Below are 26,651 nucleotides of genomic sequence, written 5' to 3'. Positions count from 1 at the left end.
GGTACTAGCACGGCAACAGACACAGATGGCAGAGAGGGGAAACACCGCCTCTGTCGCACTTTAAGAACGGCTAGGTTGAGAGATAGGAAACTTTATCTACTATTGGAAACAAGAGATACAGTTTATCTACTTGCTAGCAACATCTATACAGTGACAGGTTCAATCAATCTGTCACAGAAATTGATGCAACAGCCGCTGTGCGGTGAATGGAGTAAATATCAATGTCTCAGGATCTTCTGGTTACACCTTTGCATGCCCTTCACATTGAGATGGGCGCCAAAATGGTTCCGTTCGCGGGTTACGATATGCCAGTGCAATATGCGCTGGGTGTGCGTAAAGAGCACATTCACTGCCGTGAATCTGCCGGCTTGTTCGATGTTTCCCACATGGGGCAGCTGCGTCTGCACGGTGAAAACGCCGCGAAAGCCCTGGAAGCCCTGGTTCCTGTCGACATCATCGATTTGCCGGAAGGTAAGCAGCGCTATGCTTTCTTTACCAACGAAGACGGTGGCATTCTGGATGATCTGATGGTGACCAACTTTGGGGACCACTTGTTTGTCGTTGTGAACGCGGCGTGTAAAGCGCAAGACATTGCGCATATGCAGGCGCATCTTCCTGCTGATGTGACGCTGGAAATTATCGATGATCGTGCGCTGCTTGCTCTGCAAGGCCCGAAAGCCGCTGAAGTGCTGGCGCGTCTGAATCCTGCTGTCAGCGATATGCTGTTTATGGACGCCACGAAACTGGATCTGCTGGGCGCAGAATGTTACGTCAGCCGCTCTGGATACACAGGTGAAGACGGTTACGAAATTTCTGTTCCGTCAGAGAAAGCGGAAGCGCTGGCGCGTACCTTGCTGGCCTACGCAGAAGTGGAGTGGATTGGTCTAGGCGCACGGGATTCACTGCGTCTGGAGTGTGGCTTGTGCCTGTATGGTCATGACATTGATACCACCACTACGCCGGTAGAAGCCAGCCTGCTGTGGGGCATCAGCAAGCCTCGTCGTGCAGACGGTGAGCGTGCGGGTGGCTTCCCGGGTGCCGAGCTGATTTTGAAGCAAATCGAGACCAAAGATGTTGCCCGTAAACGTGTGGGCCTGATTGGTCAGTCGAAAGCGCCGGTTCGTGAAGGCAGCAAGCTGTTTGATGCAGATGATAATGAAATCGGCATTGTGACCAGCGGTACCTTTGGCCCAACCAAAGAAGCACCGGTTGCGATGGCCTATGTAAAAACGGAACTTGCAGCCATTGGCACGGAAATTTTCGCTGAAGTGCGCGGTAAGAAACTGCCAATGACAGTGGAGAAAATGCCGTTCGTACCACAGCGTTACTACCGTGGCTGATGAATGGCGTCAGACAGGGTGAACCTGCTGGCAGAAAATGAAAAAGGAGCGCGATGCGCTCCTTTTTCATTGCAGTAAACATCAGCAGGGGGAACTGAGGATGTTTCGTGTTTACTCTTAGCAATCAATCATTTTGTAGGCCGAGGTAAACATCAGACTGAAGCCTTCTTGCGAAATTTCCTGCGGCGTCAGTTCAGCAGCTTCCAATCGACGGTAACATTCATTCAGGGCAGCGATCACACGCTCTTGCTCTTGCTTATTCAGTATTTCAGCGTTCATTCTTTTCTCTCTTTCTTTTTTTGTTTTGAGTGATGACTCGTTCGCCGCATGTGACGGGTGAGCCATTGACAGAAAACGCTGCTGATGCACTTTGTTACTGGATGGGGCACAAAGTTCGTGACAGCTTTTCCGGTTCACTAGACCTTTCAACTGTGTCTATTTTTCCAGCTTAATCAAGCTGTGGCGTGGTAATGTCAGGGAAAGGTAAAACCTAAAGCCGGCAGAGCGACTTTAGGTAAAGCATTAATAACGTGTATTTAAATCGTTCAACTTATTCAAGAAAGCCTGAATCTGGGTTTCGTTGTTGTGATGAAAATCTGTGGTTGTCTGGTTAATGACGGTGTCTGGATCTTCATTCAGGGTATGGAAGTGGTAAGTGTTATGAAAATTAACATCAACACTGACATTACCGTCTGACAGGCTGACGCTGTAACCGTCGTAACTCTCTGTACAGGTAATATCATCGAGTTGCTTGCCGTTTTCGACGGGTGTTCCCAGTGTTTTTATTTTTTCATAGGCGGTTAGTAAGGCACGAACATCAACGCTGTTTTTCATGATGGCCTCCGGTTGGATGTACCCCTCATGCTTTAAATTTAGGTGCTGAGCCACCCCTTGCAAGCTTTATTGGTGTTTGATTAATCCAGATCAATTCCGGTTGTAACAATTTAATTACATGGTGCTGTTCATCTGGATAAACACTGGCATGACTATTTCTGAGCTGGGGTAGTGACCTTCGATAAGGTGCATGATAATTTGAGGAAAGTCGCAATAACAAAACGGAATTTCACAGATGTTCAAGCAGCTTACTGAAGCACAACTCGATCCAATTTTATCCCTGACACAAATGTTCCGCGAGGATGCCCGTTCTGAGAAGATGGATTTGGGTATCGGTGTATACCGTAACAGCCAAGGTGAAACGCCAATCATGCAGGCGGTATTTCAGGCTGAGCAGCGTCTGTTGGACACACAGAAAACCAAAGCTTATGTGGGGTTAGCGGGCGATGAAGTCTTCAATCAGGCCATGATGGATTTACTGATCAAGGACACTTCAGCTGATAGCCGTGCCGCTGCGGTACAGACCCCAGGTGCCAGTGGTGCACTGCGTATGCTGGCCGATCTGATGTATCTGGCTCAACCAGACACGACCGTGTGGATTTCGAATCCCAGCTATGTCAACCACAAGCCTGTCATGGAAGCGGCTGGCCTGAAAGTGAAGTTCTATCCTTATTTCGACACTGCCACCAAACAGGTGAACAGCGAAGCGATGCTGGCAGAGCTGGCGAAAGCAGGCCCGAAAGATGTGGTACTGCTGCATGGGTGTTGTCATAACCCGACAGGCGCGGACATCTCATTCGATGACTGGAAAGCCATTACTGATCTGGCGAATAAAAATGGTTTCCTGCCCTTTGTTGATATCGCTTATCAGGGTTTTGGTGACGGCCTGGAGCAAGATGCTGCCGGCTTACGCCATCTGGCTGATAATGTGGAAGAAATGATTGTTGCCACCTCCTGCTCCAAGAATTTTGGCTTATACCGTGAGCGTACCGGTGCGGCGATTATCATCAGTGATTCTCTGAAAGAAGCCCAGAAAGCAAAAGGCAGAATTCTGCAGCTGGCACGTGCGTCTTATACCATGCCACCTGATCACGGTGCGGCGCTGGTGGCGACTGTCCTCAATGATGCGGCTCTGACTGCCACCTGGAAAAGTGAGCTGACGGAAATGAACCAGCGCTTGCGACGTCTGCGTGCCGGTTTGACTCAGGCAGTACGGGACAATGGCTCCGATGCGTTTGATTTCATTGAAAAACACAAAGGGATGTTTTCCGTCACAGGTCTGAGCCAGGCGCAAATTATTCAGTTACGGAATGAGTTCGGCATTTACGCGGTTGGCGACGGCCGGATTAACATTGCAGGTTTGCAGGAGCAGAAGCTGGATTATCTGGCAAAAGCCTTGCTGAGTGTCAGCCGCTGATCGGCGAGTCACACCTCACCCGGACAGAAGGAGCACTGAGGTGCTCCTTTTTCTTGGCGTTTTCATCGCTTTTTTATTGGTCCGGGAACACAAACTCAGCCTGCACAGGATAATGATCAGACAGATCGCTGTAGTAGCCATTGTGCCAGAATTCACCTTCAGGTAATGGCCATTTGCCTTTCAGGTAATGCCAGTACCATTGTTCATCGGCTTGCAGTTTGACCACTGTCATTGCTGCTGGTACTGAGGGTTGCAGGTAGTCCTGGTGCCAGAGCACATAATCCAGAGTATCGTTGTAGTTGAGTGAGTAACCGTCTCTGTATGCACCTGACTTTGTGATCCAGTTATATTTGGCAGAGAAGCTGCCGACGCTTGGCTCGGGGAAGAACAGCTGGCTTTGTGTCGTTGCCAGCATGTCTGCAATTTGATCCTGGCGGCTCCACTCTACATTCAGATCGCCTGCGATAATCACGGGCTCTGAGGCCGGAATCGCTTGCGCTGCAATGAAATCCTGCATTTCAGTCAGCTGTGCCATGCGCACCGGGTGTTCTTTGTCCGGGTTGTCAGTACTTGACTGCAGGTGTGTCCCCAGCAGGTGAAAGTGCTGGCCATTTTTGTCAATTTCGACGTAGGCAAAACCTTTGTTGGCATAATAATCCCAGGTGCTGCTGTCGCTGGCGTAATAAACATGGGCTTTCTGGCTCACAATGGGGTAGCGGGACAAAATTGAGACCCCGCCACGCACAACCACCACTGAGTTGGAACAATCACCGGTTAATGCATCCCATCCCCGGCCGCTGCAATCTAAACCCACAACCGGGGTTTGATAGGGATACAGTGATGCCAGTTCACTCAGCATGACTTCGGAATCTGGATTGAAGGCTTCATTGATGATCAGCACATCGGGTACGTTGTCCAGGGCAGCAATCGCAGCGGGTATCCGCTGGGCGCGATTGGCCTGATCCCAATCACCGAAAGAGAGTAACAGCGTGTTGTACGCCATGACATTTAACGTTTCTGCCTGAGTGAAGGATGACAACAATAATAAAGTTGTCCCTATCGTTTTTTTCATCGCCAGTGTCCTTGTTGATTAATGAAAGAGAATCATTCTCCCGATGAAATGATAGGTGTGCTTATGTTAAGAAGTTGTTTCTTTAAGATGAAAGTTAACGCTAACCAACAGAAAAATAAGGATAATTGAGAATTAACTCGAAAAAGTGAAATTTAGCTGACCGTCATTACAGGGATAAGATCTGGGTGGGGCAGGTGTCAGGGGGAAACAGCAATGGCGCGGTGGATCAGTCTGTACCGGCAAGCAAAGTACAGACTGACGGGCTTAGCATAACCACAACTTTTCAGATGTCTCAGACGCTTTCTGAATCAGCCAGCTTGTCATCGCAGCGACAAGTTCATCATGATTTGGCAGCGGAAGCGCACAAATGTCGCTGATTAAGGTGTCTGTCGGACTGTTTGGGTCAGTAAACAGCATACCGCAGGCTGCCGGTTTCCCCTGATAGAACCCCACGAACAGTTGGGCCGGACAGTCGGTCTCCAGCATGATTTGTGTCAGAAACTCGATGACAGCGTCAGACTCTTCATTTTGCCATTGGCTGGCATGAACCAGAGAAAACCGAATCGTGAGTGGGTGGCAATCGACCGGATAAACACTCAACAGATCTGAAGGCGAAGCAAAATCAGAGGCTTGAACTGAGTTGACTGTCAGTTCGTTCTGCGCGGTGTGATAGAGGGCGAGCCCCTGCTTGCTGAGCGCCGTGGGAAACTCAGCGTCCGTAATATGACTGGCCATCCAGACATTTTTTTGTGCGAGCAACTGTGTGATTTGAGAATGCATATCTTCGATTTCTGCTGGATTCAGCCTCAACGATACATGAAACAGGCAAAAGAGGGTATGTTAAATTTTTACAATTCCGCTGTTTCAGCGTGAGTCAGAAATCAGTGTTTATCAAAGTAGTCCTTATTCCTGATGTATTTATGCATATAGTGGTAGGTGATAGGGCGCAATATCCAGCTCACCAGTGACTTGTACAGTCTGACCGATGTCGAGATATTATCGTAGATTTTTTCGTTGTGCAGCCAGAGCATTTTGCCGACATGCCAGTGCATCAAAGGGATGGCTGGCAGGAAGGTGACCATGTCCAGATCGCAGCATATCCGGTAGGTACAGTGATGGTAACTGTAGGCTTGCCTGAAGCTCCAGAAACCGGCTGCCGGTTGCCCGAACGTCACAACCCGTTTGATGGCGTCAGGAAACTCTTTACCCAGCCTCTCCACTGTCAGTACCGCCATGGCACCACCCGAGGAATGACCGGTAAAAGACACCCGTTTACCGCTTAGAATTAAAGGTAACAGAGTGGAGCGAATTTGCTGATAGAGCGATTCATCCTGGAAATGCTGTGCATCAGCGGCCTGCAGATAATCAATTTCTTGTGAAGCCGACATAGACGGGAATGCTTCTGCGTAGCGATTTGTGCCTATTTTACTTTTTTGCTCCAGAAGAAAGTGATAGCCCCAGTGGACATGATACGGCTTTTGTCTTCCCGGCAGTTTTTGGGGAAAACATGCAAAATTAAGCAGCCAGTCCCACAGATTTTGAGAGCCTTTGAACACCACGATGGCTTCATTCTGCTCTCCCCAGAGTACACGGATAATGGTGCGCCCCCATCGGTCGGTAATATCCCGCCGGCCTGCCGGATCAAAGCCATACTGGGTATGGTCAAAGTCTGCCGGATAAGCCTGCCGGCATAAAATAGCGTAGCGTTCGTACTGATAACGTTTAAGTTTCTTCATACAGTCGGCAAATGGGTGCTTTTTGAGTGTGATGTGTCCTCTGAGGCTAACGGGTCAACATCGCAAATTCATGACAATAAGACAGTGGCATCGCGGTGAAACGTTTCTCTCAAGTTTCTCTAAACATTCACTTATTCAATCATCAAAGCAAAGCGCTGCTTGTTTTTTGTTCTTTATGCTGTCATTTTGGGTGGGTAAACTATGCGCATCTGGCATTGTGCGCACAGTGTGCCATGTTGTTTAGGGCATATCCCGAAAGGGAATCACAAGGACAATTGCTAAATTGAAGCCAACTTTAGGAGAATGACTCATGGAAAATGGTTTACAAAAGGCTTTGCAACAACAATGGTCTTCACCGGTGTTTGACCCTAGCCTGTACTTGTCTCACGTTGCAACCTGGATGCAGGTCCACCGTGCATGGGAAGCCATTGCGGCGAAGCAGTTTACCCGGGTAACGCACGACAGTTATGACAATACCGTCAGACAGATTGAACAAGCAGACAAGGTATTGAATGAGAAAGTGCAGCAAACCAAAGAGCAGGGACTGGTATTTCCGTTCGATATGATGCAGTTAGCCAGTGAGAATATGCTGTCGGGCTGGCTGGCAATGACGGGTCAGGAAAGCGCCGCTGAAGACAATTCACAACAAGTGGCTGAGCTGGAAGAAGCGTTGGCGCTGATGACGGCAGAGTGTGAAAAAGCACAAAAAGCCAAGCAAACGGCACAGCGTAACCAGCGTAAAGTGAAAACCGAATTAGACGCCAGCGCGGCGAAGGTTACATCGCTGGATGAAGAGCTCAGGGCTGTGAAAGCGGAATTGGCAGAAACAAACAAGCGGGTAAAACAAGAGCAATCTGAGCTGCTGGCCGGACAGAAAACGCTGCAAAATGAGAATGATGCGCTGAAAAAGCAACTGAAAGAGCTGCAATCCCAACAGGCGTCCCAAATGAAAGCATCACAAACCAAATCATCAGACGTGTCCTGAATATCGGGTCAATCGAATGCCGTGAACATGAAGCGCCGAAAGGCGCTTTTTTGATCGCGGAGGAAAAAGGCAACCGGACAACCACTCAGGCACCGAAGACTGGGGGAGGTCTTCTGTTTATCCGGTTGCCATAAATGAACCTCGTATTCTTGTCAGCACGCTAAGTGCTTCATTCTGTATAAGAATCATGAACAGAAGCTCAATACTGCGGTTTCATGTCACCAGAATGTAGATTAAAATAGGGAAAGAAAAAATTGAAAATCCTAATTTAAAAGGTTCCCCTTTTCTATGAGTGGTCAGCGTCTGAAAACGCAATTCCAGCGTCTTTATCACCATTTTTCCGGTCAGGACAGCGATACAAACTTACAAGACATTTCTGATGTTCTGTTTTGCACGCGCCGAAATGTACGTATGGTTATCAACAAGATGGTCGAGAAGGGATGGATCGATTGGGAACCGGCGATCGGGCGCGGTAAACAGTCGCGCTTAGTCTTTCATAGCACGGATACTGAGCTGCAGTACAATCACGCCCGCAAGCTGGTCGCCGATGGCAAACTGGAACCGGCTCTGGAAGCGCTGGGGCACGACGCCAATAAGCTTGCTCAGCTCATACAGGAGCAGCTGGGACTGACCACGCAGAAAGGACGTCAGATCGTCCGCGTCCCGTATTACCGCGCCTTTACCAATCTCAATCCGCTTCGTCCCCTCCGGCGTTCTGAGCAGCATCTGGTACGGCAGATTTTTAACGGACTGACCCGAATTAATGAGGAAAAAGAGGAAACCGAAGGCGATCTGGCTCATCATTGGGAAGCCTTTTCTGCCCGCCACTGGCGGTTCTATCTTCGCCCGGCCGTGCGGTTTCACGATGGCAGTCTGCTGGACAGTCAGGACGTCGTCAAGAGTCTGGAGCGTCTGAAAGGCCACCAACTGTTCAGCCACCTCAGTCATATCTCATCACCTTTTCCGAATACCATTGATATCCGCCTGAGTCATGATGACTACCGTTTGCCTGATTTGCTGGCCAACATTATGGCAATGATTCAGCCCGCCGAGCTGGACAGTGACAGGGAAGCGGATTTGTTTCCTGTGGGCACCGGGCCCTATAAAGTCACGCAAAATGACAGGCAGCGTTTGACGCTGGAAGCGTTCGATCACTATTTTGGCTTTCGGGCACTGATCGATGTGGTTGAGATCTGGATATTAACCGGTGTCACTGCCTGTTATCTGCAGCCGGGCACCGATAGGGTTGTTGAGCAGATTAAAGACGTGAACGATCAGCTTACCCTGGATGCAGGTTGCAGCTATCTGCTGTTAAACCGGGTGAATGGCCTTGCCAGCGATCCTGAATGGCAGGCGTATTTTCAGAGTCGGTTTGACCCAATGCAATTGCTCTCGCGGATGAACCCGGCTGAGATAGGCGATATTCGTCTGATCAATGCCTTCGGATTGTTACCCGGCTGGACCGATCTCAATCCGCTACCGGTCAGAGCCGCTATCCCCGCCAAACGTATGGTGACCTTAGCGTTTCCGCAACACCATCCGGTTTATCATGAACTGGCTCGGGCTATCGAGAGCGTTCTTGCTGAAGACGGACTGAGACTGAAAGTGATGGAGCTGAGCAACACAGATGTGCTGATGGGTAAGCACGCGGATAAAATCGACATCTGGCTCAACGGCATGAGCCTGAGTAATCACAGGGATGATGCTTTTCTGGCCTGGCTTTACAGCTTCGACCATATTTCGCGGGCAATGCCTGACAATGAATTTGATTCACTGAATCAGCGCGTTAAAGCATGGCGTTCAGAGCATGGCCGAACCTGTCCCAGCCATGACATTGGCGCGAGTCTGGTCAAATCAGGGCAGGTGATCCCTTTATTTCATGCCTGGTTAGGGGTGTACAGTGCCGGTCCGGTACAAGGCATGGCGCCTAACTCTATGGGATGGTTTGATTTTAAATCCGTCTGGCTCAAACCGGGTCTGGAATAGACCCGGTCGCTTTGTTGTTTATTGCGTGGTTTCAGTGATGGCTTTCTCGGTTCTCGGATCCCAGTCCTGATCACTGAACCAGCGTCCAATTGGCCGCCACACTGTATCTATCATTGATTTGTACCAGGGCGCTTTTTCCGAGGTTTCCGCCGCAAGAATGGGCTGAACTGTCAGTAGCTGCTTGTCGAGATACCACTCGACTTTGCCAACCTGCTGGCCTTTGGCGACTGGGGCTTCCAGATTGGCGTTATAGAATATCTTGTGCTCCAGGCTTTTCCGCTGACGACGCGGTACGGTAAGAACGCCGCCATCACCCACTTCAACCTGAACGTTTGACGGAGACCCATACCAGACTTTGGCTTTTTTCAGTGTTTTACTGTCAAAATCGGGTTTTAGATCCTGATAGAAACGGAAACCCCAGGTCAGTAATTTTTTGCTTTCATTGCGGCGGGCGTTGACGTTTTCTGTCCCTAATACCACGGCTATCAGCCTGAAATCATCCTGAGATGCAGAGGATACCAGGCTATAGCCGGCTTCTTTGGTATATCCAGTTTTTACCCCGTCGGCATTGAGGCTGGTGTCCCAGAGCAGTGGGTTGCGGTTTCCTTGTTTTATCTTGTTAAAAGTAAAAGATTTGATTTTGAACAGGTCATACATTTCTGGCAAATCATGAATAAAGGCACGTGTCAGCAGCGCCATGTCATAAGCGGTTGTCGCTTGCTGATCATTATCCAGACCGTGGGGATTGGCAAAATAGGTGTCCTTCATGCCAAGTCTTTCAGCCTGGCGGTTCATCATTTCGATAAAGGCTGATGTGTGGCCGGCCACATGTTCAGCAAGTGCAACTGTGGCATCGTTACCGGAAGAAATGATCACACCATGATTGAGGTCGTCAACGGAGACTTCATCGCCCACGTTGAGAAACATTTTGGATGAGCCCGGAAATTTTTGACTCCAGGCATTTTCACTGATCACCACTTTATCATCATCGTGAATATGGCCCGCTTTCAGTTCAGTCCCGACCACATAGCTTGTCATAATTTTGACCAGGCTCGCCGGGGCGTGCGCTTTGTGTTCGTTACTGCCGGCGATCACCTGCCCAGACTGGTAGCTCATTAATACCCAGGCATCAGCGGCGACTTCAGGCGGGCTGGGCATCAGCCCATCTTCCGCTTGCGACAAGGACGTAAAGAAAATGCACAGAAAAAGCGCACAGTGGCGTAAAAGGATTGGCAACGGTGTTTTTGTCATAATCCAGTGTCCCTTCCAAAGATGACCCCGAGTTACTTTCAGCTTAGTAAAAAGCGCTTTTAATGAGGATATTTTTTACATAGCTGTCAATTATCTGTACAAGTTGGTACTGGTTATGAGAGGAAAACGACTGGATTCGAATAAGGTGCTTGCGGTGTAGCAGAAAAGGTGAAACCAGAGGTGTAAATGTGCGTCTGTATGGCGTATCACATTGGCCAAACCTGAGATGTACTCAAAGTGACCTCATAAAAATGACACTTTTTTTAGTAATTTCATCGCATTATTACCGTCCTGAACCACAATATAAGCAATGCAATCGCGTATTGTTGCTTGAATGTGTTGTCTCAGGGAGTAGAGAATGCGTAGAACAGTGTCTTATTTTATCATTCTGTTAGGCTTGCTTTGTTTTCCCATTTTGGTCAATGCCAGCTCTGATGGAAAAGGTCTGGATTTAACGCAAACGGCAGTCGGTTATCTCGCCATTCTGATATTTGTAGTGGCGTATGGTTTGGTGATGGCAGAAGAATACCTTCAACTTCGTAAGTCAAAACCCATGCTGCTTGCCGCTGGTATTATCTGGATATTGATAGGCTTTGCGTACAAGGAACAAGGTGCAATTGAAACAGCACATCTGGCTCTTGAAAATAATTTACTGGAATATGCAGAGCTGATGCTGTTCTTGCTGGTGGCCATGACATACATCAGCGCGATGGAAGAAAGACGGCTGTTTGATGCCCTTCAAGGCTGGATGGTGAGTAAAGGGTTCAATTTTAGATCTCTGTTCTGGCTGACAGGGTTTCTGGCATTTTTTATCTCTCCGGTTGCCGACAACCTGACCACGGCGTTACTGATGTGTGCTGTGGTCATGAAAGTGGGGGAGAGAACACCCGATTTATCAATCTGACTTGTATCAATATCGTGGTAGCTGCCAATGCTGGCGGTGCTTTCAGCCCATTTGGTGATATTACCACGCTCATGGTATGGCAAGCGGGTTTGGTGAGGTTTTCCCAGTTTTTTGAGTTGTTTGTTCCCTCACTGGTTAATTTCATGGTGCCTGCTTTGATCATGTCCTTCTTCGTTCCTTCTGCAAAACCAGATACGATTCAGGAGTTTGTGGAATTAAAACGTGGGGCACGACGTATCGTGCTTCTGTTTTTGTTAACGATATTGACTGCCGTAGCCTTCCATACTTTTCTTCATTATCCACCCGTTATGGGCATGATGATGGGTTTAGCTTACTTGTCTCTTTTTGGCTATTTTTTACAAAAAACGTTACCTCGTTCTCTGGAGAAAAAAGGGCTATTGCATTAGCGAATAACGATAACGCGGCGTTGGAACGTCTTGGATCTGTAGTTCCCTTTGATGTATTCAGACGAATATCAATGGCAGAGTGGGATACCCTGTTGTTTTTCTATGGTGTGGTAATGTGTGTTGGTGGTTTGAGTTTATTGGGCTACCTCACTGTAGCGTCACATGTGATGTATACACAATGGGATCCTATCTGGGCCAATATCATCGTTGGGGTTCTTTCTGCAGTGATTGATAACATCCCCGTCATGTTCGCGGTGTTGACAATGAACCCGGACATGGAAGTGGGGAACTGGTTACTGGTAACTTTGACTGCCGGTGTCGGCGGGAGTTTGTTATCAATTGGTTCTGCCGCCGGCGTGGCATTAATGGGGGCAGCACATGGTAAATATACTTTTTTCGGACATTTAAAATGGACACCGGCGATTGCTCTGGGCTACATACTGAGTATCGTCGTGCACTTACTGATGAATTCTGCGGAGTTTGGTTAATATTAAAAGGGATCACTGAGAAAGTGATCCCTTTTGCCGCTATCAGGAACTTTTGCAGGTTTCGGTAATATCCAGCGACGGATTCTTCGCTGAGGTGACGACACCAAATAAACCAATCAGGGTATGGAAAAAATTATCCTGAGAGAAATGACGGTTTTTGGCCAGCTTTTCAAGACAGCTTTTATCAATACCTTTAGCATTGGCATATTGTTCTGGGATCCACATTAACCAGGGCACGATTGTTTGTTCATCGGGTGCAATGGTATACGGTGTCCCATGCAGATATAGACCATTTTCACCCAGTGATTCGCCATGGTCTGAAATATACATCATGGCAACATTATATTTGTTCTGATAGGTTTTTAATTGAGTGATGAGTTTTGATAAAAAATAATCAGTATAGGCAATCGTATTGTCGTAGGTATTACGAATTTCTGTATCTGAACACTTTTCAATGTCTTTTCTTTCACAAGCCGGTGTAAATATGCTCATCGATTTTGGGTAACGTTGAAAGTAGGTTGGTCCGTGGCTGCCGATGGTATGTAAAGTAATCAGTTTGTTTCCCGGCCGATCAGCAATTTCTTCGTCTAATGCAACCAATAACTCTTCATCATGGCAAGTATCACCATCGCAGTGAGGACTGTCTTGTGTCGGATCGGTAGCAATTTTGTCAAAATTACTGGCGACTCCTTTATCGCCACCATCATTGTCTTTCCAGAGTAAGTTGACGCCGGCATGACCTATGACATTCATGACGTTGTCTTGATTCGCCGCCTTGCTCTTTTTGTAGTCAGTACGATTCATATTCGAAAACATGCAGGGCACAGACACTGCGGTAGCCGTGCCACAAGATGAGACTTGTTGGAATGAAATCAATCCCATATCGGCTGTGTAAGGATTTGTGTTTCGTTGATATCCGTTGTAGTGAAAATTCATAGAACGTGCTGTTTCACCGAGCACAACAACGAAAAGGGTCTCTTTGTTGTTAGCTGAAGGGGTGAGTTTTGCATCTTTACCAAGAGTCTGGTATGGCTCAGGGGTAGTGAAATAGGTGTTATTGATATACTTAAATGTGTTAAATGCATGGGCCGGGTTGATCATTTTGTTTAAATAAGAGTTGTTTCTGCCCACAGAGGCGTAATCTTTATAAAAGAAAATAGCGATAATACAGATACCAATCAAGGCCGATAAAACTAAGGCAAGCCGTTTTAATATTTCTTTTAACCATGACTGAGAATAGACAATATCAGTCAATGAAATCAGTATGGACGGCAACACACCGAAGAATAGGAAATAGAAGACAGAATCTAGGTTCAAGTAAGAACCCGCTTCACTGGTATTGGTTTCAAAAATGTTTTCTATCATGCCGTAATCAAACATGACTCTGTACTTCATTGATGCATAAAACGCCATTGAAGAAGATAAAATTAGTAATATTGTGACTGGCTTATAAACATATGGCAGGCATAACACCGAGAAAATAATGATAAAACAGAAAAATAGCAGCAGAGGCGCACTGATGACAAAGTAAGACATTTGATATGATTTCAGCTGATAAATCTTTGTTATTAAAGGGAGGTTTAATACAAAGGCGTAATAAAAAGCAGTCAGCAAAATAAAGCTGGTCATGCTGATGGGAATGCGAAGCGCTTTTATTTTATCTATCATCTCAGGCACACACGTTGAACACAGACTTAGTTCATTATTGTGTCCTATGATTCTTAAGAAAGCCTTAAGATTCATTACACGCCAATGCAGCTTAGTGTTCAGTGTAACAATTTATCCATATTGGTTATGAAGGATTACAGCTCAATCTGAGGTTTTACATTCATACTGTTTTTAATGTATTGATTAAAATTGAAAATACGAAAATCATCCCTAAATCTTTATTGATTCACGTTTCTTAAGGCGTTCTTAAGATTAGGAACTAATACTAGTGTGACTCAGGTGTGCAGTTTACGCCATCGGTATAAAGTCTGAATCGATTTACGCGGAAGGTCGAAGATGGAAAAGTCAAAACAACATGAGATTCTATGGGATAGATTCGTCAGGTTTATACATTGGTCTGTTGCAGCTCTGTTTTTTACCAATTTCTTTTTTACCAAAGAAGGCGGTGAGACCCATGAATGGGTAGGCTATGCTATGACAGCACTGATTATCGCACGATTGCTTTGGGGCTGCAGCGTTGATGGCGCTGCAAGACTGAGCAGTTTCAAACCGTCTGTTCAGAAAGCGCGGCTGCATATTAATGAGTTGGTGCAAACAAAAAAAGATGATCACCATGGGCATAACCCGTTAGGGGCCATGATGGTGTGGTTCCTTTGGGGGGCATTATTATTGTGTGCCTTATCAGGTTGGGCTGCACACGAAAAACTATTTGATGCCAAAAAATTGTTTGAAGAGATACACGAATTCTTAGTTAACATGACATTGGCCGCGGTGATTCTGCATGTTGCAGCTGTGCTGATCATGACTAAACTGACCGGAAATAATTATCTGCGTGGCATGTTAACCGGTAAACGGAGCCAGTAACTTTGGTTTGCTGCGATGAATGTTTTGCCGAAATGAATGACCTGACGCAACGAATGGGTTGCGACAGGTCAGGGGTTATACGATTGCTTTCAATTCAGCAATCAGAGAGTCAATATCATCTCGATTGATGTCCAGGTGGGTGACCAATCGCATCGGATTACCCGGGCTCAGGAGAATCCCTTTTTCTTTCAGGGTTGAAAGCAACTTAGCCTGATCTATCGCTTCATCCACTTTTGCGAACAGAATATTGGTTTCAACAAATTCAGGCTTGGTGCTGAAGCCCGTCACTGTATTTAGTTGTTGTGCAAGATAGCGGGCATTGTTGTGGTCATCGCCTAGCCTGGATACATTTTCTTTCAGGGCTATCTGGCCTGCAGCGGCGAGTATACCGGCTTGGCGCATACCGCCCCCCAGCACTTTGCGCCAGCGTCTTGCTTTCGCAATCAATTCATGACTGCCGAGCAGCAGTGAACCAACAGGTGCCCCCAATCCTTTCGACAGGCAGATGGTAAACGAATCGAAATATTGAACTATTTTGGTAATATCAACATCTAGTGCAGTAGCCGCATTGTAGACACGGGCACCATCCAAATGAAGCTTCAGTTTATGCTTGTTCACAAATTCTCTTGCTTCGGCAAGGTAAGAAAGGGGTAACACTTTGCCATTGATGGTGTTTTCCAGACTAAGCAGTGTGGTTCGTGCGAAGTGGGGATCTAAAGGTTTGATGGCGGCTTCCAACTTATCAAAAGGTAATGTGCCATCTGGATTGTTTTCGATAGGCTGTGGTTGAATAGAGCCCAGCACAGCTGCGCCGCCGCCCTCAAACTTGTAATTATGTGCTTGTTGTCCGCACAAGTATTCGTCGCCACGTTCGCAGTGTGCCATCAGCGCCAACAGGTTTGCCTGCGTACCGGAACTGCAAAACACGGCTGATTCAAACCCATGCCGTTCAGCAGCCCATCGTTCGAAGGCATTGACAGTCGGGTCGTCACCATACACATCATCGCCGACTTCTGCGTTGGCCATCGCCTGGCGCATGGACTGAGAAGGACGTGTGACAGTGTCAGAACGAAAATCGATGTATCGGGCAGGAGATGTTAGAGCGGATTGGCTTTCTGTCATAGTGGAAATTCCATGTATTGGATGAAGGTGGCTGTCGTCACCGATACGAAGTGGTTCAATATAGCATGAAAAGTGGCTTGGTCAGTGAGTCCCATGCCATCTACGCAGCACCTGAGTTGAGCATAAATAGTTAAAAGTTAATCAGGTGCAAATGAATCTGTTTCTTACATTTTTACTCATCACCATATTACCTAAGGCGCTATTTTCATCAGATAGTGTATATTTTCGCCCGTGCATAGAAGTTATTACCAGGGATACGGCCGCTGAGTGACGAATTTTCGCATGGATTGTGGGGAAGTACATTTAGGCTCTGCTGATGAGGGATCAAACAGAATCCAGTGACGTCGATGGGCCAGCCCCATATCTTTTCCTTTGCTCATGACAAAGCAACTGACTTCCGCAGAATCCGGGATAAGCACATACCGATCCGGCGCCTCATGCAGCCAGGCCCAGGCACGTTGTTCCTGTTCGGCAATTGGGGCAAGGTAGCTGAAGTGAGTTACGGTTTGAGGTGAAAACAGAATATGCTGTTCTTTGAAATTGACTAAGCCGAGCTCAGAATCATGGCCGACACTGTGAGCAATCTCTGCCATCATAGCCTTTGGGGTACGGTTTGGGTCCAGTAAATGGTATCCCCAACTGGCAAAGATCATCCAGGTGACTGCGAGTAATGATCCCATGGTCAGATAGGCGTTACGATCGCGCCTGTACCAGAGTGTCGCCAGCCAAATCCCACCTGTGATGCACAGCATGACACCGGCTTGTAAAGTCTGTTCTTCAAGCTCGCGAACGGCTTTTTCCAGCCCAGCGATACCCGCGATACCGCCGATAAACAATACGACGCCAATCAGGGTCAACACACCCATAATCAGCCAATGGAGCCACCGCTTGTTGTCCAGAAGGTTAACGGCCGGGCTGAGTGCGAGCGCCAGCATTGGTAAAGCAGGCAGGACGTAAACACCGCGTTTCCCGGGGCTAATGCTGAAGAAAAGAACCACCAGAACAACCCAGCTCAGGAGCACCCAAACAATAGGGTATTGTTTCCATGAATCGCGTAAGGGTTTCCAGAAAGCAATGACCATGAAGGGGAGTGGAAACCAGAATGCTGGGATTACAGACGAAATAAAGTAATGCCAGGGTTGCAGATGTCCCAGTGAATTGGCGTAGCGCTCTGCAGTCTGCCTGAACAAAATGTTATCCCGATATGCCTGAAATTGCGGGTCTTCGCTACTTCCGGTCAGAATAAGGAGGGGGATCAACCAGACAGCAATAACGGCTAACATGACCAACGGACCAAACCAGGCTTTTTTAGCAAACGATGCAGGCAGTGCATGACGGTTCTGAAAGGCATAGATTGCAATGGGGATGAACATGAGGGCGGGTAAAAACCCCACCCCTTTTGTGATTACACCAAGCCCCATCATCACCCAGGCCAGAAAATAGAAACGCCAGTTTGGAGAGATAAAAAAGTGACGAATTAAACAATAGCAGGAAACGGTTATCCAGCAGGCAACCATGGCATCGATTTGGGCATTTTTTGCCTGAATCAAAAACTGAGGCGCCAGTAACAGCAGGAAAAGGGCGGTCCTGGCGGTTTTAACATCCCATAATCTGCGGGCTATATCCCAGACCAACACGAGCGTTAACAAGCCACATAATGCGTTCGGAAGCAGGAAAGAGACTTTTAAATTACCTGTCATCCAGTAAAAAAAAGCGATACTCCACATGAAGACGGGCGGTTTATCCGGGTATAGTTCGCCGCCTCGCATTGGAAAGAACCAATGTCCGGTCGCGACCATTTCACGGGCAACTTCGGCAAAACGTGGCTCATCAGCTGGCCAGGGGGCCCGCCAGCCAATTCCCCAGAAGAGCAGGATAATTGCTATCGAAAATAGCAGGATGCTCAGTTTATCCCACTGAAAATTTGATTCACTGATCGTATGGCTTTGAACCTGGTTTAATGGCATGCGTAGCGTCCCTGGTCGATTTTTCCCTGTTGAAGTACAGATAGATCCCTAATGCACTGGATAGCACAAAGAGTAAAATGCTGATAGTCATCTGCTTATGGTCAGACAGCCGAACGCCTGAACCAGCCATCGCAAAAACAGCGGTTTGCGGTAAAAAGCCTAAAAGAGAGCCTGTCACGAAAGCGCTCGTTTTGAGCCTACAAGCACCGGAAAACAAGTTGGTGAACAGGTTGCTGCCGATAGGGAGCAAGCGAATAATGAGAATTTTCTTGGTCGGATCACGAAGCAAGGATTTCTCGAACAAACGCAGATATTTGGAAAACCGCTGTTCAAGTATCGGACCGATGAGATGCCTTGCCAGAAGGAAACAACCCATCGAACCTGCCAGAGTGACCAGCAAAGCGATCGCGATGCCAAGTGGCCCACCAAACAAAAAACCAAACAAGAATGCGATGGCTTGACGCGGTCCGCCAATTCCGATGAATACAATGGCTGAAACATAAAGCGACAGCCACTTCAATGGTCCGGCATGCTCCAGCCAGTGTGCTATGAGATGATGATCGGTAAATGAAGGTATCCAGTCATTGCGAATCACCAGGTAAAGTACCAGAAGACAGACCAGAGTCACCGTCGCTTTGACATACAGTTTATTCATGTGTTGCCTGTTGGCTGATGTTTTCTATTTGCGGATTTTTGCTGCGGCGACTGAGCCATACCACACCACACATATCAATGAACCCAACCCAGGCACGGTTGAGTGCATTGTATTTTGATACACCTCCCCAGCGGCCCCTGTGGTTGACTGGCACCACGTCAATCTGTCCATGTAAGCGACGGATCAGAGCCGGTAAAAAACGGTGCATGTGGTCAAAATAGGGAAGCGCAAGGTAACTGTTTCGGGGAATGAGTTTCAGGCCACAGCCTGTATCTTTAACGCCATCTTTGAGTACAGCCTGACGAATGGCATTGGCAAATCTGGACTGAAAGCGTTTCCATTCAGTGTCCTGCCGGTTTGTGCGGTAGCCTGCAATACAAAAATGCGGGTTGTCTTGCTTGGCTGCGGCGTCCAGTAACGCCGGAATATCGGCCGGGTCATTTTGCCCGTCGCCATCCAGCGTGACTATCCACTCTCCTTTGGCCTGATGTATCGCGGTTAATAAAGCCGTACTTTGACCGACAGAACACTGGTGACGAACTATGGTTAACGCCACATCGGGGTGGTTCTGTCCCCATTCCTCACAAACGCCATAGGTATTGTCACTGCTACCGTCATCAACAACGATAATCTCGTACTGGCAGTGATCGGTCAGCGCTGATTGAATTTCACCCAGCAACGTTGGCAGATTCATTGATTCATCTTTGGCAGGAATTACTGCAGAAACAAACGGGTAGGTCACAACACATCACTCCATGAAATTCAACAATTGCGGTTTTCTGTCCAGATGAGTTGCGAGCGGCAGCGGTCCATCTGAAACAGAAAGTCACTCATAACATATCAGCCTGATTTGACTGTTTTATTATCCTTTTTGCACATTCAGTATCAGTTGATATGGCATAAAAATCAAACGGATGGGTGAGAGATGTATCGATGATATGTGTTTCATCGCAATTTGGAATAATTGATAAACCCGTAAATAAGAATGGTTCGTTTTTGTAAGGGGCAATTTTTATCGCCATATTTTAATATAGGGCGACAGTCTCAAAAATGTATCACGCATCTGTAATCGTAACGACTTCACTCATATGAAGAAACGATGACAGTCGATCATCGAAATGTGTACAGCACCAAGAAGGCGGATGTACCGCTGAACATTATTTTGAATAAGTAATTGATGCCTGATAACAAAGTATTGAGTGAGCAGAGAATGACTTAAAAAGAGAGGCAGATTCAGCCGATTGATGTGATTAATACAAATTGATCAATTTTGGGCTGCACAAGAAAAAGTATTATTTTTCCTGAAGTTAGGGCGGTTCTGATTTGGGAAGAATTTACTCGCGTAACAGAATCTTTGACTACACTTTTAATTGCGAGTCAACTGAGTGGAGGAAAGGAGGATGTTAGCTGAACACCGGCAGTACCTGTTACCAGGCGGTAAAGGATACCATTTGGATGTGAAAGTTATACCGACTGGTTTTCTTGAAGTTGAAATCATGGAAGAACACGGTAAGTTTTTGGCTGAGTTTGAAGAACTTTCGTTTCTGTCAAATGGCAAAAAAACTGAGTTAGTTTGTCGAGATCATGTCGGTGATGAATGTGTACGCTGGCAAGTGGATTTAGCGAATGATGATGCCCGGGAGCTCGCTAAACTGATCGAACTTGCTGAGGATGAGTTTGAGTTGCTAATGCGTGATCTATGACGAATTATCAGCATCGAATTCTGCGAAATAAACCCTGCTTTGGCAGGGTTTTTCGTCTGTTTACCTGGTCAACGCAATCGGTTGGGCAATCGTTTCGTTTCATCAACACTCTGTTTCTGTCAGGCTCTGGCTTGCGGGTTGTTCCGGCGGTATTGAAGGTCTAAAATCCTTGTCACAAGATGCGATTAACGTATCAATCTACGCCCTACCGTAAAAGAAGAATATAATGAAATTAGAAGCGATTGACTTTACTGCTGATGACGCTCAAGCGCGTTTCGTTGAATCACTGCGCGAAACCGGTTTTGGTGTCCTGAAAAACCATCCTTTGCAGCAGGAGCTGGTCAGCTCCATCTATCATCACTGGCAAGCATTTTTCGACTCTGAAGAGAAACATGCTTTTCGTTTTAACGCAGAGACGCAAGATGGCTTCTTTCCGCCAGATGTCTCAGAAACCGCGAAAGGTCATGATCAGAAAGACATCAAAGAATTCTTTCACTATTACCCTTGGGGCCAGTGCCCTGATGCGCTGAAAGACGAATTACAGAACTATTATGCCCAGGCAAATACGCTGGCGGCGACCTTATTGTCCTGGGTCGAAAAGCACTCACCGGCAGAAGTATCAGCGCTGTATTCGCAGTCATTATCCAGCATGATTGAAAACAGCGACAAAACCTTGCTCCGCGTTCTGCATTATCCGCCTCTGAAAGGGGAAGAAGAGCTGGGGGCTATCCGTGCCGGTGCGCATGAAGACATTAATTTGCTGACTGTGCTGCCAGCTGCCAACGAGCCGGGTCTGCAGGTGAAAGCGAAAACAGGTGAGTGGCTGGATGTGCCGTGTGAGTTCGGTAACCTGATCATTAACATTGGTGACATGCTTCAGGAAGCGTCTGGCGGCTACTTCCCGTCAACCACTCACCGTGTGATCAATCCGGAAGGTGCAGATAAAACCAAATCGCGTATTTCTCTGCCACTTTTCCTGCACCCGAAACCTGATGTTGTCTTGTCAGAGCGTCATACCGCTGACAGCTACCTGATGGAGCGCCTGAAAGAGTTAGGCCTGATTTAATGCGTTCATCCTAATCAAAAACGCCAGCTCAGTGAGCTGGCGTTTTTGTCTGATACAACTGCGGCTGAGGCGAACCTGCGATCAGCCTGCCTTGATTGCATGAATATTAGGGTAGTAGGCTGTCATCACTGCGTAGCGATGCAAGGTGGTATTCGTGTGCAGTCGTTTGAGCGGGTGGTGGAGTTGGGTAATACCCTGGGTGAGTTCATATTGTGTCTGCAGTTGCCCGCTCAGAGATAATTCGCTGGGCAGTAATTTGATGCCGTCCTGCAGGTAGCCCTGAATATTATCCGGCATCTGACCCAGCCACCATGAAGGAAGCTGTTTACTGGCTTTACTCCGGTCAAACCAATGGTCAGACAGCAGCAGTAAGTGATGCTCCCCGGTTTGAGGCAACTGATTTAAGGTCAGGCCGATAGCCTGGAAAAGCGTTGAACGCCGTGCAAGATTAGCGCTTTGAAGGCGGTGTGCAATGACCCACAGGGTTGCGTCGCTGGTCTGTATCAGAAAGACAGGTGGCATCATCACATCATCGCATTCCACCTGTTCAAGCGAGGCTGTGATGCCTTCTTTTTCCAGCGTTGCCAGAATCCTCCGGCACATTAGCCGGCCTAAATGGCGATCGCGCATACCCCGGTTATGCACCGTCGGGTAATGTTGCGTACACAGCTGTAAACAGTCCGCCTGAAATTGTTCGATACTGACGGCAACTAACTCACTGATCAAAAACAGCTTAACCTCATGTGATCGGACTCGACATTGATAATGGGGATACTCCTCTATGATATTGCCAGAGCGCATAGCAGAAAAGGGTTATGTGCCTGAATAATCTGAACCTGTATCAAACTTATGCGCTTAGTTTGAAATGAACCCCGTTTTTTGGCATGAAACGACCGAAGTAGGGAGAGAAGCAGGAAGTGTAGTGGAAACGATCCTGTGTTCTGTTGCGCCGGGTGCGTCTGCTCGGCTCTGCTGTTTTGATGAGAGACTGGGTGAAAGCCACAGATCTGGCTGCCAGCAGCGGCCAGATCCAGGGAGGCTGAAGAATCAATATTGCGTCATCGTTCTTCTGAAGGGATGCGCTGAGACAATTTGGGTATCCAACGCTTGAAGGTCTTTTTTCGGAAACTCAGTAACACTATGGCGCCGGCGATGTAGAGTAGCGGCTCAATAACACCGGATTTTACCGACCAGAAGTAATGCACCGGTGCCAGTAGCACGGCCAGATAAACCCAGTTGTGAAGTTGTTGCCAGCGCTTGCCTAGCCGGCGCTGCATACTTTGCGTTGAGGTCACGGCAAGTGCAAACAGAATCAACCAGCAGACAGCGCCAACGGTTAGATAAGGCCGTTCGGCAATTTCGCTCGCCAGTAATGCCCAGTCCAGATTGAGGTCAAGCAGGATATAAACCAGCAGGTGCAACACTGCCCAGAAGAAACTGTAAAGCCCCAGTAAACGCCGCACTTTGACCAGGCTCCCTTGTTTCCACCATTGGGCCAGGGGGAGATCAGCAGCGTAATGAACAAGGTATTCAAGGCGGCTTTACCGGTAAAGTGGCTGAGCCCCTGAACCGGATCGGCCCCGAGCTGGCCTTGAAACGTCTGGAAAATCAGTAACACGAAGAAAAACAAAGACACCAGATGGATCACGACTTTCAGAGCGGTGATCTGACGCGGGCTGATACGGTATTTTTTCTGGCGTGCTGATGAGCTTGACGTCATTAATAAAACTTCCTCAAATCCATTCCTTGATAGAGCCCGGCGACTTCAGAGCCATAACCATTGAATGGCAGAGTCGGTTGACGACGACTGCTGAACAGGTTGCCTTCGCCAATAAAACGTTCACTGGCCTGGCTCCATCTTGGGTGATCTACCTGAGGATTCACGTTGGCGTAAAAACCGTATTCTTGAGGCGCAAGCAGGTTCCAGGTTGTGGGCGGTTGTTTATCCGTCAGTGTAATTTTGACGATAGACTTGATGCTTTTGAAACCGTATTTCCAGGGTACAACCAAGCGGAGCGGCGCACCGTTCTGCGGTGCCAGTGTTTTCCCGTATAATCCGACAGCAATCAGGGTTAGGGGATGCATCGCTTCGTCCAGGCGCAGGCCTTCAACATACGGGTAATCAATGCCGCCACCCAGCCGGCGAGATGCCTGTCCCGGCATCTGTTTCGGGTCATACAATGTCTCGAAAGCGACATATTTTGCGTGACTGGTTGGCTGCGCATACCTCAGCAGTGACGCCAGCGGGAAGCCTATCCAAGGCACGTTCATCGACCAGGCTTCGACACAACGCAGACGATAGATACGTTCTTCAATCGGGAAACGTTTAAATATGTCGTCGTAATCGAGCGTGAAAGGGCGGGCAACCATGCCGCTGACATCCACTTTCCATGGATCGGTCACAAAATTCGCTGCCCGGCGCGCAGGATCAGACTTGTCAGTGCCAAATTCATAAAAATTATTATATTTCAAAGCTTTGTCTTCAGGTGTTAAAGACAGGTCCGGGTGAAAACGTGTGGAATCGGGGGCTTTGAGCGCCCGTCGGCGATCCGGTATTTTTTCGTCATCACCAAAAATATCAAAGATATTGGCCTGAGCTTGCGTAGCGAATGGCAGTGTTGCCAGGGTAATCCCCAGCTTTTTGAGAATGTCGCGGCGTTGGTGATAAACCGACTCCGGTGTGACATCACTTTCCTTCAGTTGCCAGGACGGGGTTGATTTGATACGCATGTGCATCCCTTTGTGCGGTATAAATTGACTCATGCTACAAAAGACCTGTATCAATCAGAAAAATTTCATTTGCACGGATGTGAATGGACAGAAAGCCTGATTACTGCGGTTTGCGATAACCGACGGTCTGTTATTGAGCGATATGGCCTGTTTTGACAAGCAGCAGACAGCCATCTTTGGTTGCGGGTTGATGGGAGCTGCCCGGCGGCATCCGAAGCCAGAAACCTTCACTATATTCTCCCCATTCATCATAGAAGCTGCCAGCAAGGATATAAACTTCCAGGCCGCCTTCGTAACTTTGCGGCGGTAGTGTCGAACCCGCGTGCCATTGCATGATGACGGTACGGTCTGAGCCGTAACCATGTAGCGGGAGCACTGATTGACCGAGGTAATGACCGGGCTGCCATCTGGCGTTATGGGTATCAATCCTGAGCGGTTCCCTGTCGCCTTCCGGAAACATGTTCAGTTTGACATACAGGGTGCAGCCGCTGTCACTGGCAGGTGCATGCCGGGTTTTTGCCGGATTACGGATATAGGTGCCTGCCGGGTAGTGGCCAAACTCGTCCTGAAAGATACCGCTGACGACAAAGATCTCTTCGCCGTTTGGATGGTAATGGGTTGGAAAGTACGTGTTGGGTTCATAACGGACAAGACTGGTGACTTCGCCTGACTCTTTCGCTTCCCGTTCCAGTGGAATACGCCATACGCCTGTTGCCGGGGATGCCAGCCAGTGTTGTGCCTGGGTGTTGATCACAACACGTTTATCACGGTTCATGTTGATGGGCTCAAAAGGAGCCTCGGAGCTGGACATCATGGTTTCGTCTCCATGCGTAGGCGTTAAGCTGCTTCCTAAAGTGTAGTTAATTCACTGCAGCCGGAAAGTCTGCCGCGCGTATCATTATGTTGTGTCGTGAAAATTGATCGCAGCGGACATCTTTTCTGGGTGCATATTTCTGCTCCCAAGATGTCAAGCTGTGATGTAAAGCAGTAAATCTCTGACTTTTACGATTGACCTGAGCTGGATGCTTGCTATTCTAGCGAACACTTGTACGCCGAAAGACAGAGAATGACATGTCACATCCAAAGCCGCCAATCATCTGGCTCAATTTGATGATCTTCACCCTTACTTTTTCCATCGCTGCGATTGGTGCACCTCTTTATGCTTACTTTGTCGGGTTCGACTGGCAGCAAGGGCTGATGCTGTTGGCAGCCTTCAGCTACTGTGGGTTGTCTATTACCGCGGGTTATCACCGCCTCTGGTCGCATAAGGCGTATGAAGCAAACGCTGTTGTGCGTTTTATCTATGCGATTGGCGGTGCATTCGCGCTGCAAAACAGTATTCTGCACTGGTCATCGGATCACCGGATTCACCATCGCCATGTGGACAATAATGATGTTGATCCGTATTCGGCCAAGCGTGGTTTTTTCTATAGCCATATCGGCTGGATGCTGCGTGAATACCAGGCGCATCGCTACACGGATTACTCAAACTGCCGCGATTTACAAAAAGACAAGATTGTGATGTGGCAGCACAAGTATTACGTGCCGGTGGCTGTGGCAACCAATGTCGGTATTCCGCTGCTGTTCGGCCTTTTACACGGAGATGTCTGGGGAGCGTTGCTGTTAGTCGGGGTTGTTCGTCTGGTGCTCAGCCACCATACCACCTTCTTTATTAACTCTCTGGCGCATATCTGGGGGTCGCAACCTTACACGGATAAAAATACGGCGCGGGACAATGGTTTTCTGGCTTTCCTGACCTTTGGTGAGGGCTATCATAACTACCATCACATCTTTGAAAATGACTACCGGAACGGGATTCGCTGGTGGCAGTTTGATCCGACGAAGTGGTTAATTAAAAGTCTGTCCTGGTTCGGTCTTGCCAGCAACCTGCGCACTTGCCCGGAAGATAAAATTGAAAAGGCGAGGGCGACCATGATGCTGAAGCGCATTCAGACACGCCTGAGTACCGGGGCGGACAGCCGGGTTGTACTGCAAAAAGTGGAAGCAGAGTATGACGTGCTGATTCAGAAAATTTCAGAGTACTATGCGACCCGAAAACAATTACTTGAGGTGAAAAGACAGGCGCTTCGCGATCAGTATGACAGTCTGGAGATTGTGAAACAGTATCAGGAAATCAAAGCCCGGCTGGAACAACAGCGGCGCGACTGGAAATTACTGACAGCACAATATGCCTGAGTTTGAGTTGAGTGAACAGAAAAGCGGGCAGTGCCCGCTTTTTTTGTCTCTATAATTCTACATGACTCGCATTGCGTATAACCCACCGCCACTTTATTGACGTAAACCTGACCTGGTATTTGCAGGAGCTGGGTACACTGACTGTCAAACTCAGAAAGTGATCAAAGCTACATTTTGTGTCATATATAAGAAAATCACAGTCACTTACTGAGTAAAGATCAAACTTTGCCATAATAATTAAGGTTCTGTTGCCAAATTTT

Annotated in this window: 22 protein-coding genes and 2 pseudogenes; 9 read left to right on the top strand and 15 right to left on the bottom strand. The window is 47.8% G+C overall.

Going from position 1 to position 26,651, the window contains the following annotated elements; all coding sequences use genetic code 11:
* Positions 1–221 precede the first annotated feature (221 nt).
* Positions 222–1,340, top strand: a complete 1,119-nt coding sequence (gcvT, locus tag P4S53_RS02230) for a glycine cleavage system aminomethyltransferase GcvT (RefSeq protein WP_337111178.1) — start codon at positions 222–224, stop codon at positions 1,338–1,340.
* Between the two features lie 117 nt (positions 1,341–1,457).
* On the opposite strand, the gene P4S53_RS02225 is transcribed toward gcvT, so the two are convergent.
* Both P4S53_RS02225 and P4S53_RS02220 read right to left on the bottom strand, forming a co-directional pair.
* The gene (locus tag P4S53_RS02225) at positions 1,458–1,619 is read right to left on the bottom strand and encodes a hypothetical protein (RefSeq protein WP_169449965.1); all 162 of its coding nucleotides are present in this window, start codon (positions 1,617–1,619) and stop codon (positions 1,458–1,460) included.
* 243 nt (positions 1,620–1,862) lie between these two features.
* A complete protein-coding gene (locus P4S53_RS02220) occupies positions 1,863–2,174 on the bottom strand; it encodes a DUF3081 family protein (RefSeq protein WP_337111176.1) in 312 nt (103 codons plus the stop codon).
* Between the two features lie 235 nt (positions 2,175–2,409).
* On the opposite strand from P4S53_RS02220, the gene P4S53_RS02215 reads away from it, so the two are divergent.
* Positions 2,410–3,591, top strand: coding sequence for an amino acid aminotransferase (locus tag P4S53_RS02215; RefSeq protein ID WP_337111175.1), 1,182 nt, complete (start codon positions 2,410–2,412; stop codon positions 3,589–3,591).
* 73 nt (positions 3,592–3,664) lie between these two features.
* Here the strand turns inward: P4S53_RS02215 and P4S53_RS02210 are convergent, their stop codons facing one another.
* From P4S53_RS02210 to P4S53_RS02200, 3 genes are all read right to left on the bottom strand, one after another.
* Entirely contained in the window at positions 3,665–4,663 is a 999-nt protein-coding gene (locus P4S53_RS02210; protein WP_337111174.1) for a sphingomyelin phosphodiesterase, read from the bottom strand.
* A 264-nt stretch (positions 4,664–4,927) separates the two neighbouring features.
* Complete coding sequence (locus P4S53_RS02205) at positions 4,928–5,443, bottom strand: hypothetical protein (protein ID WP_337111173.1); 516 nt, start codon at positions 5,441–5,443, stop codon at positions 4,928–4,930.
* A gap of 101 nt (positions 5,444–5,544) precedes the next feature.
* Positions 5,545–6,399 carry a lipase family protein gene (locus P4S53_RS02200; RefSeq protein WP_337111172.1) on the bottom strand — a complete coding sequence of 285 codons (855 nt, stop codon included), beginning with the start codon at positions 6,397–6,399 and terminating at the stop codon, positions 5,545–5,547.
* 310 nt (positions 6,400–6,709) lie between these two features.
* Between P4S53_RS02200 and P4S53_RS02195 the strand changes: the two genes are divergently transcribed.
* On the top strand, positions 6,710–7,384 hold the full coding sequence (locus P4S53_RS02195) for a hypothetical protein (RefSeq protein ID WP_337111171.1): 675 nt from the start codon (positions 6,710–6,712) through the stop codon (positions 7,382–7,384).
* A gap of 288 nt (positions 7,385–7,672) precedes the next feature.
* Entirely contained in the window at positions 7,673–9,370 is a 1,698-nt protein-coding gene (sgrR, locus tag P4S53_RS02190; RefSeq protein WP_337111170.1) for an HTH-type transcriptional regulator SgrR, read from the top strand.
* A gap of 18 nt (positions 9,371–9,388) precedes the next feature.
* On the opposite strand, the gene P4S53_RS02185 is transcribed toward sgrR, so the two are convergent.
* The gene (locus P4S53_RS02185; protein ID WP_337111169.1) at positions 9,389–10,621 is read right to left on the bottom strand and encodes a D-alanyl-D-alanine carboxypeptidase family protein; all 1,233 of its coding nucleotides are present in this window, start codon (positions 10,619–10,621) and stop codon (positions 9,389–9,391) included.
* Between the two features lie 358 nt (positions 10,622–10,979).
* Here P4S53_RS02185 and nhaD point away from each other — a divergent pair.
* Positions 10,980–12,420, top strand: a pseudogene (nhaD, locus tag P4S53_RS22560) (sodium:proton antiporter NhaD).
* 42 nt (positions 12,421–12,462) lie between these two features.
* Here nhaD and P4S53_RS02165 read toward each other — a convergent pair.
* Positions 12,463–14,088 carry a phosphoethanolamine transferase gene (locus P4S53_RS02165; protein WP_337112043.1) on the bottom strand — a complete coding sequence of 542 codons (1,626 nt, stop codon included), beginning with the start codon at positions 14,086–14,088 and terminating at the stop codon, positions 12,463–12,465.
* A gap of 336 nt (positions 14,089–14,424) precedes the next feature.
* Between P4S53_RS02165 and P4S53_RS02160 the strand changes: the two genes are divergently transcribed.
* On the top strand, positions 14,425–14,952 hold the full coding sequence (locus P4S53_RS02160) for a cytochrome b/b6 domain-containing protein (protein ID WP_337111166.1): 528 nt from the start codon (positions 14,425–14,427) through the stop codon (positions 14,950–14,952).
* A gap of 75 nt (positions 14,953–15,027) precedes the next feature.
* Here P4S53_RS02160 and ltaE read toward each other — a convergent pair whose 3' ends face one another.
* The 4 genes from ltaE to P4S53_RS02140 all read right to left on the bottom strand — a co-directional run bounded on the left by ltaE (position 15,028) and on the right by P4S53_RS02140 (position 19,438).
* Positions 15,028–16,032, bottom strand: a complete 1,005-nt coding sequence (gene ltaE / locus P4S53_RS02155; RefSeq protein ID WP_337112042.1) for a low-specificity L-threonine aldolase — start codon at positions 16,030–16,032, stop codon at positions 15,028–15,030.
* 287 nt (positions 16,033–16,319) lie between these two features.
* Positions 16,320–18,041, bottom strand: coding sequence for an ArnT family glycosyltransferase (locus tag P4S53_RS02150; protein WP_337111165.1), 1,722 nt, complete (start codon positions 18,039–18,041; stop codon positions 16,320–16,322).
* Complete coding sequence (locus P4S53_RS02145; protein ID WP_337111164.1) at positions 18,004–18,636, bottom strand: TVP38/TMEM64 family protein; 633 nt, start codon at positions 18,634–18,636, stop codon at positions 18,004–18,006. Before P4S53_RS02145 ends, P4S53_RS02150 begins: the two co-directional genes overlap by 38 nt.
* Before the next feature lie 52 nt (positions 18,637–18,688).
* Positions 18,689–19,438 (bottom strand): glycosyltransferase family 2 protein, encoded by a 750-nt coding sequence (locus tag P4S53_RS02140; protein ID WP_337111162.1) that lies wholly within the window; start codon positions 19,436–19,438, stop codon positions 18,689–18,691.
* 658 nt (positions 19,439–20,096) lie between these two features.
* On the opposite strand from P4S53_RS02140, the gene P4S53_RS02135 reads away from it, so the two are divergent.
* A complete protein-coding gene (locus tag P4S53_RS02135; RefSeq protein ID WP_337111161.1) occupies positions 20,097–20,399 on the top strand; it encodes a hypothetical protein in 303 nt (100 codons plus the stop codon).
* Positions 20,400–20,625: 226 nt separating this feature from the next.
* Positions 20,626–21,465 carry an isopenicillin N synthase family dioxygenase gene (locus P4S53_RS02130; protein WP_337111160.1) on the top strand — a complete coding sequence of 280 codons (840 nt, stop codon included), beginning with the start codon at positions 20,626–20,628 and terminating at the stop codon, positions 21,463–21,465.
* Positions 21,466–21,546: 81 nt separating this feature from the next.
* Here P4S53_RS02130 and P4S53_RS02125 read toward each other — a convergent pair whose 3' ends face one another.
* From P4S53_RS02125 to P4S53_RS02110, 4 genes and pseudogenes are all read right to left on the bottom strand, one after another.
* A complete protein-coding gene (locus P4S53_RS02125) occupies positions 21,547–22,191 on the bottom strand; it encodes a hypothetical protein (protein ID WP_337111159.1) in 645 nt (214 codons plus the stop codon).
* Positions 22,192–22,523: 332 nt separating this feature from the next.
* A pseudogene (gene msrQ / locus P4S53_RS02120) lies at positions 22,524–23,185 on the bottom strand (protein-methionine-sulfoxide reductase heme-binding subunit MsrQ).
* Positions 23,185–24,195: a protein-methionine-sulfoxide reductase catalytic subunit MsrP gene (msrP, locus tag P4S53_RS02115; RefSeq protein ID WP_337111158.1), complete on the bottom strand. Its 1,011-nt coding sequence runs from the start codon at positions 24,193–24,195 to the stop codon at positions 23,185–23,187. Before msrP ends, msrQ begins: the two are co-directional and overlap by 1 nt.
* Positions 24,196–24,325: 130 nt before the next feature.
* Positions 24,326–25,009 (bottom strand): cupin domain-containing protein, encoded by a 684-nt coding sequence (locus P4S53_RS02110; protein WP_337111157.1) that lies wholly within the window; start codon positions 25,007–25,009, stop codon positions 24,326–24,328.
* A 257-nt stretch (positions 25,010–25,266) separates the two neighbouring features.
* Here P4S53_RS02110 and P4S53_RS02105 point away from each other — a divergent pair, with 257 nt between their 5' ends.
* Positions 25,267–26,391 carry a fatty acid desaturase gene (locus P4S53_RS02105; protein ID WP_337111156.1) on the top strand — a complete coding sequence of 375 codons (1,125 nt, stop codon included), beginning with the start codon at positions 25,267–25,269 and terminating at the stop codon, positions 26,389–26,391.
* Positions 26,392–26,651 lie beyond the last annotated feature (260 nt).

Source organism: Photobacterium sp. Hal280 (assembly GCF_037162255.1).
Lineage (GTDB): Bacteria > Pseudomonadota > Gammaproteobacteria > Enterobacterales > Vibrionaceae > Photobacterium.
This window is presented reverse-complemented; position numbering and strand designations above follow the sequence as displayed.

Coding starts and splice junctions, on each gene's coding strand:
- gcvT (WP_337111178.1), top strand. CDS start 222: ATGTCTCAGGATCTTCTGGTTACACCTTTGCATGCCCTTCACATTGAG.
- P4S53_RS02225 (WP_169449965.1), bottom strand. CDS start 1,619: ATGAACGCTGAAATACTGAATAAGCAAGAGCAAGAGCGTGTGATCGCT.
- P4S53_RS02220 (WP_337111176.1), bottom strand. CDS start 2,174: ATGAAAAACAGCGTTGATGTTCGTGCCTTACTAACCGCCTATGAAAAA.
- P4S53_RS02215 (WP_337111175.1), top strand. CDS start 2,410: ATGTTCAAGCAGCTTACTGAAGCACAACTCGATCCAATTTTATCCCTG.
- P4S53_RS02210 (WP_337111174.1), bottom strand. CDS start 4,663: ATGAAAAAAACGATAGGGACAACTTTATTATTGTTGTCATCCTTCACT.
- P4S53_RS02205 (WP_337111173.1), bottom strand. CDS start 5,443: ATGCATTCTCAAATCACACAGTTGCTCGCACAAAAAAATGTCTGGATG.
- P4S53_RS02200 (WP_337111172.1), bottom strand. CDS start 6,399: ATGAAGAAACTTAAACGTTATCAGTACGAACGCTACGCTATTTTATGC.
- P4S53_RS02195 (WP_337111171.1), top strand. CDS start 6,710: ATGGAAAATGGTTTACAAAAGGCTTTGCAACAACAATGGTCTTCACCG.
- sgrR (WP_337111170.1), top strand. CDS start 7,673: ATGAGTGGTCAGCGTCTGAAAACGCAATTCCAGCGTCTTTATCACCAT.
- P4S53_RS02185 (WP_337111169.1), bottom strand. CDS start 10,621: ATGACAAAAACACCGTTGCCAATCCTTTTACGCCACTGTGCGCTTTTT.
- P4S53_RS02165 (WP_337112043.1), bottom strand. CDS start 14,088: ATGATAGATAAAATAAAAGCGCTTCGCATTCCCATCAGCATGACCAGC.
- P4S53_RS02160 (WP_337111166.1), top strand. CDS start 14,425: ATGGAAAAGTCAAAACAACATGAGATTCTATGGGATAGATTCGTCAGG.
- P4S53_RS02150 (WP_337111165.1), bottom strand. CDS start 18,041: ATGCCATTAAACCAGGTTCAAAGCCATACGATCAGTGAATCAAATTTT.
- P4S53_RS02135 (WP_337111161.1), top strand. CDS start 20,097: ATGTTAGCTGAACACCGGCAGTACCTGTTACCAGGCGGTAAAGGATAC.
- P4S53_RS02130 (WP_337111160.1), top strand. CDS start 20,626: ATGAAATTAGAAGCGATTGACTTTACTGCTGATGACGCTCAAGCGCGT.
- msrP (WP_337111158.1), bottom strand. CDS start 24,195: ATGCGTATCAAATCAACCCCGTCCTGGCAACTGAAGGAAAGTGATGTC.
- P4S53_RS02110 (WP_337111157.1), bottom strand. CDS start 25,009: ATGATGTCCAGCTCCGAGGCTCCTTTTGAGCCCATCAACATGAACCGT.
- P4S53_RS02105 (WP_337111156.1), top strand. CDS start 25,267: ATGTCACATCCAAAGCCGCCAATCATCTGGCTCAATTTGATGATCTTC.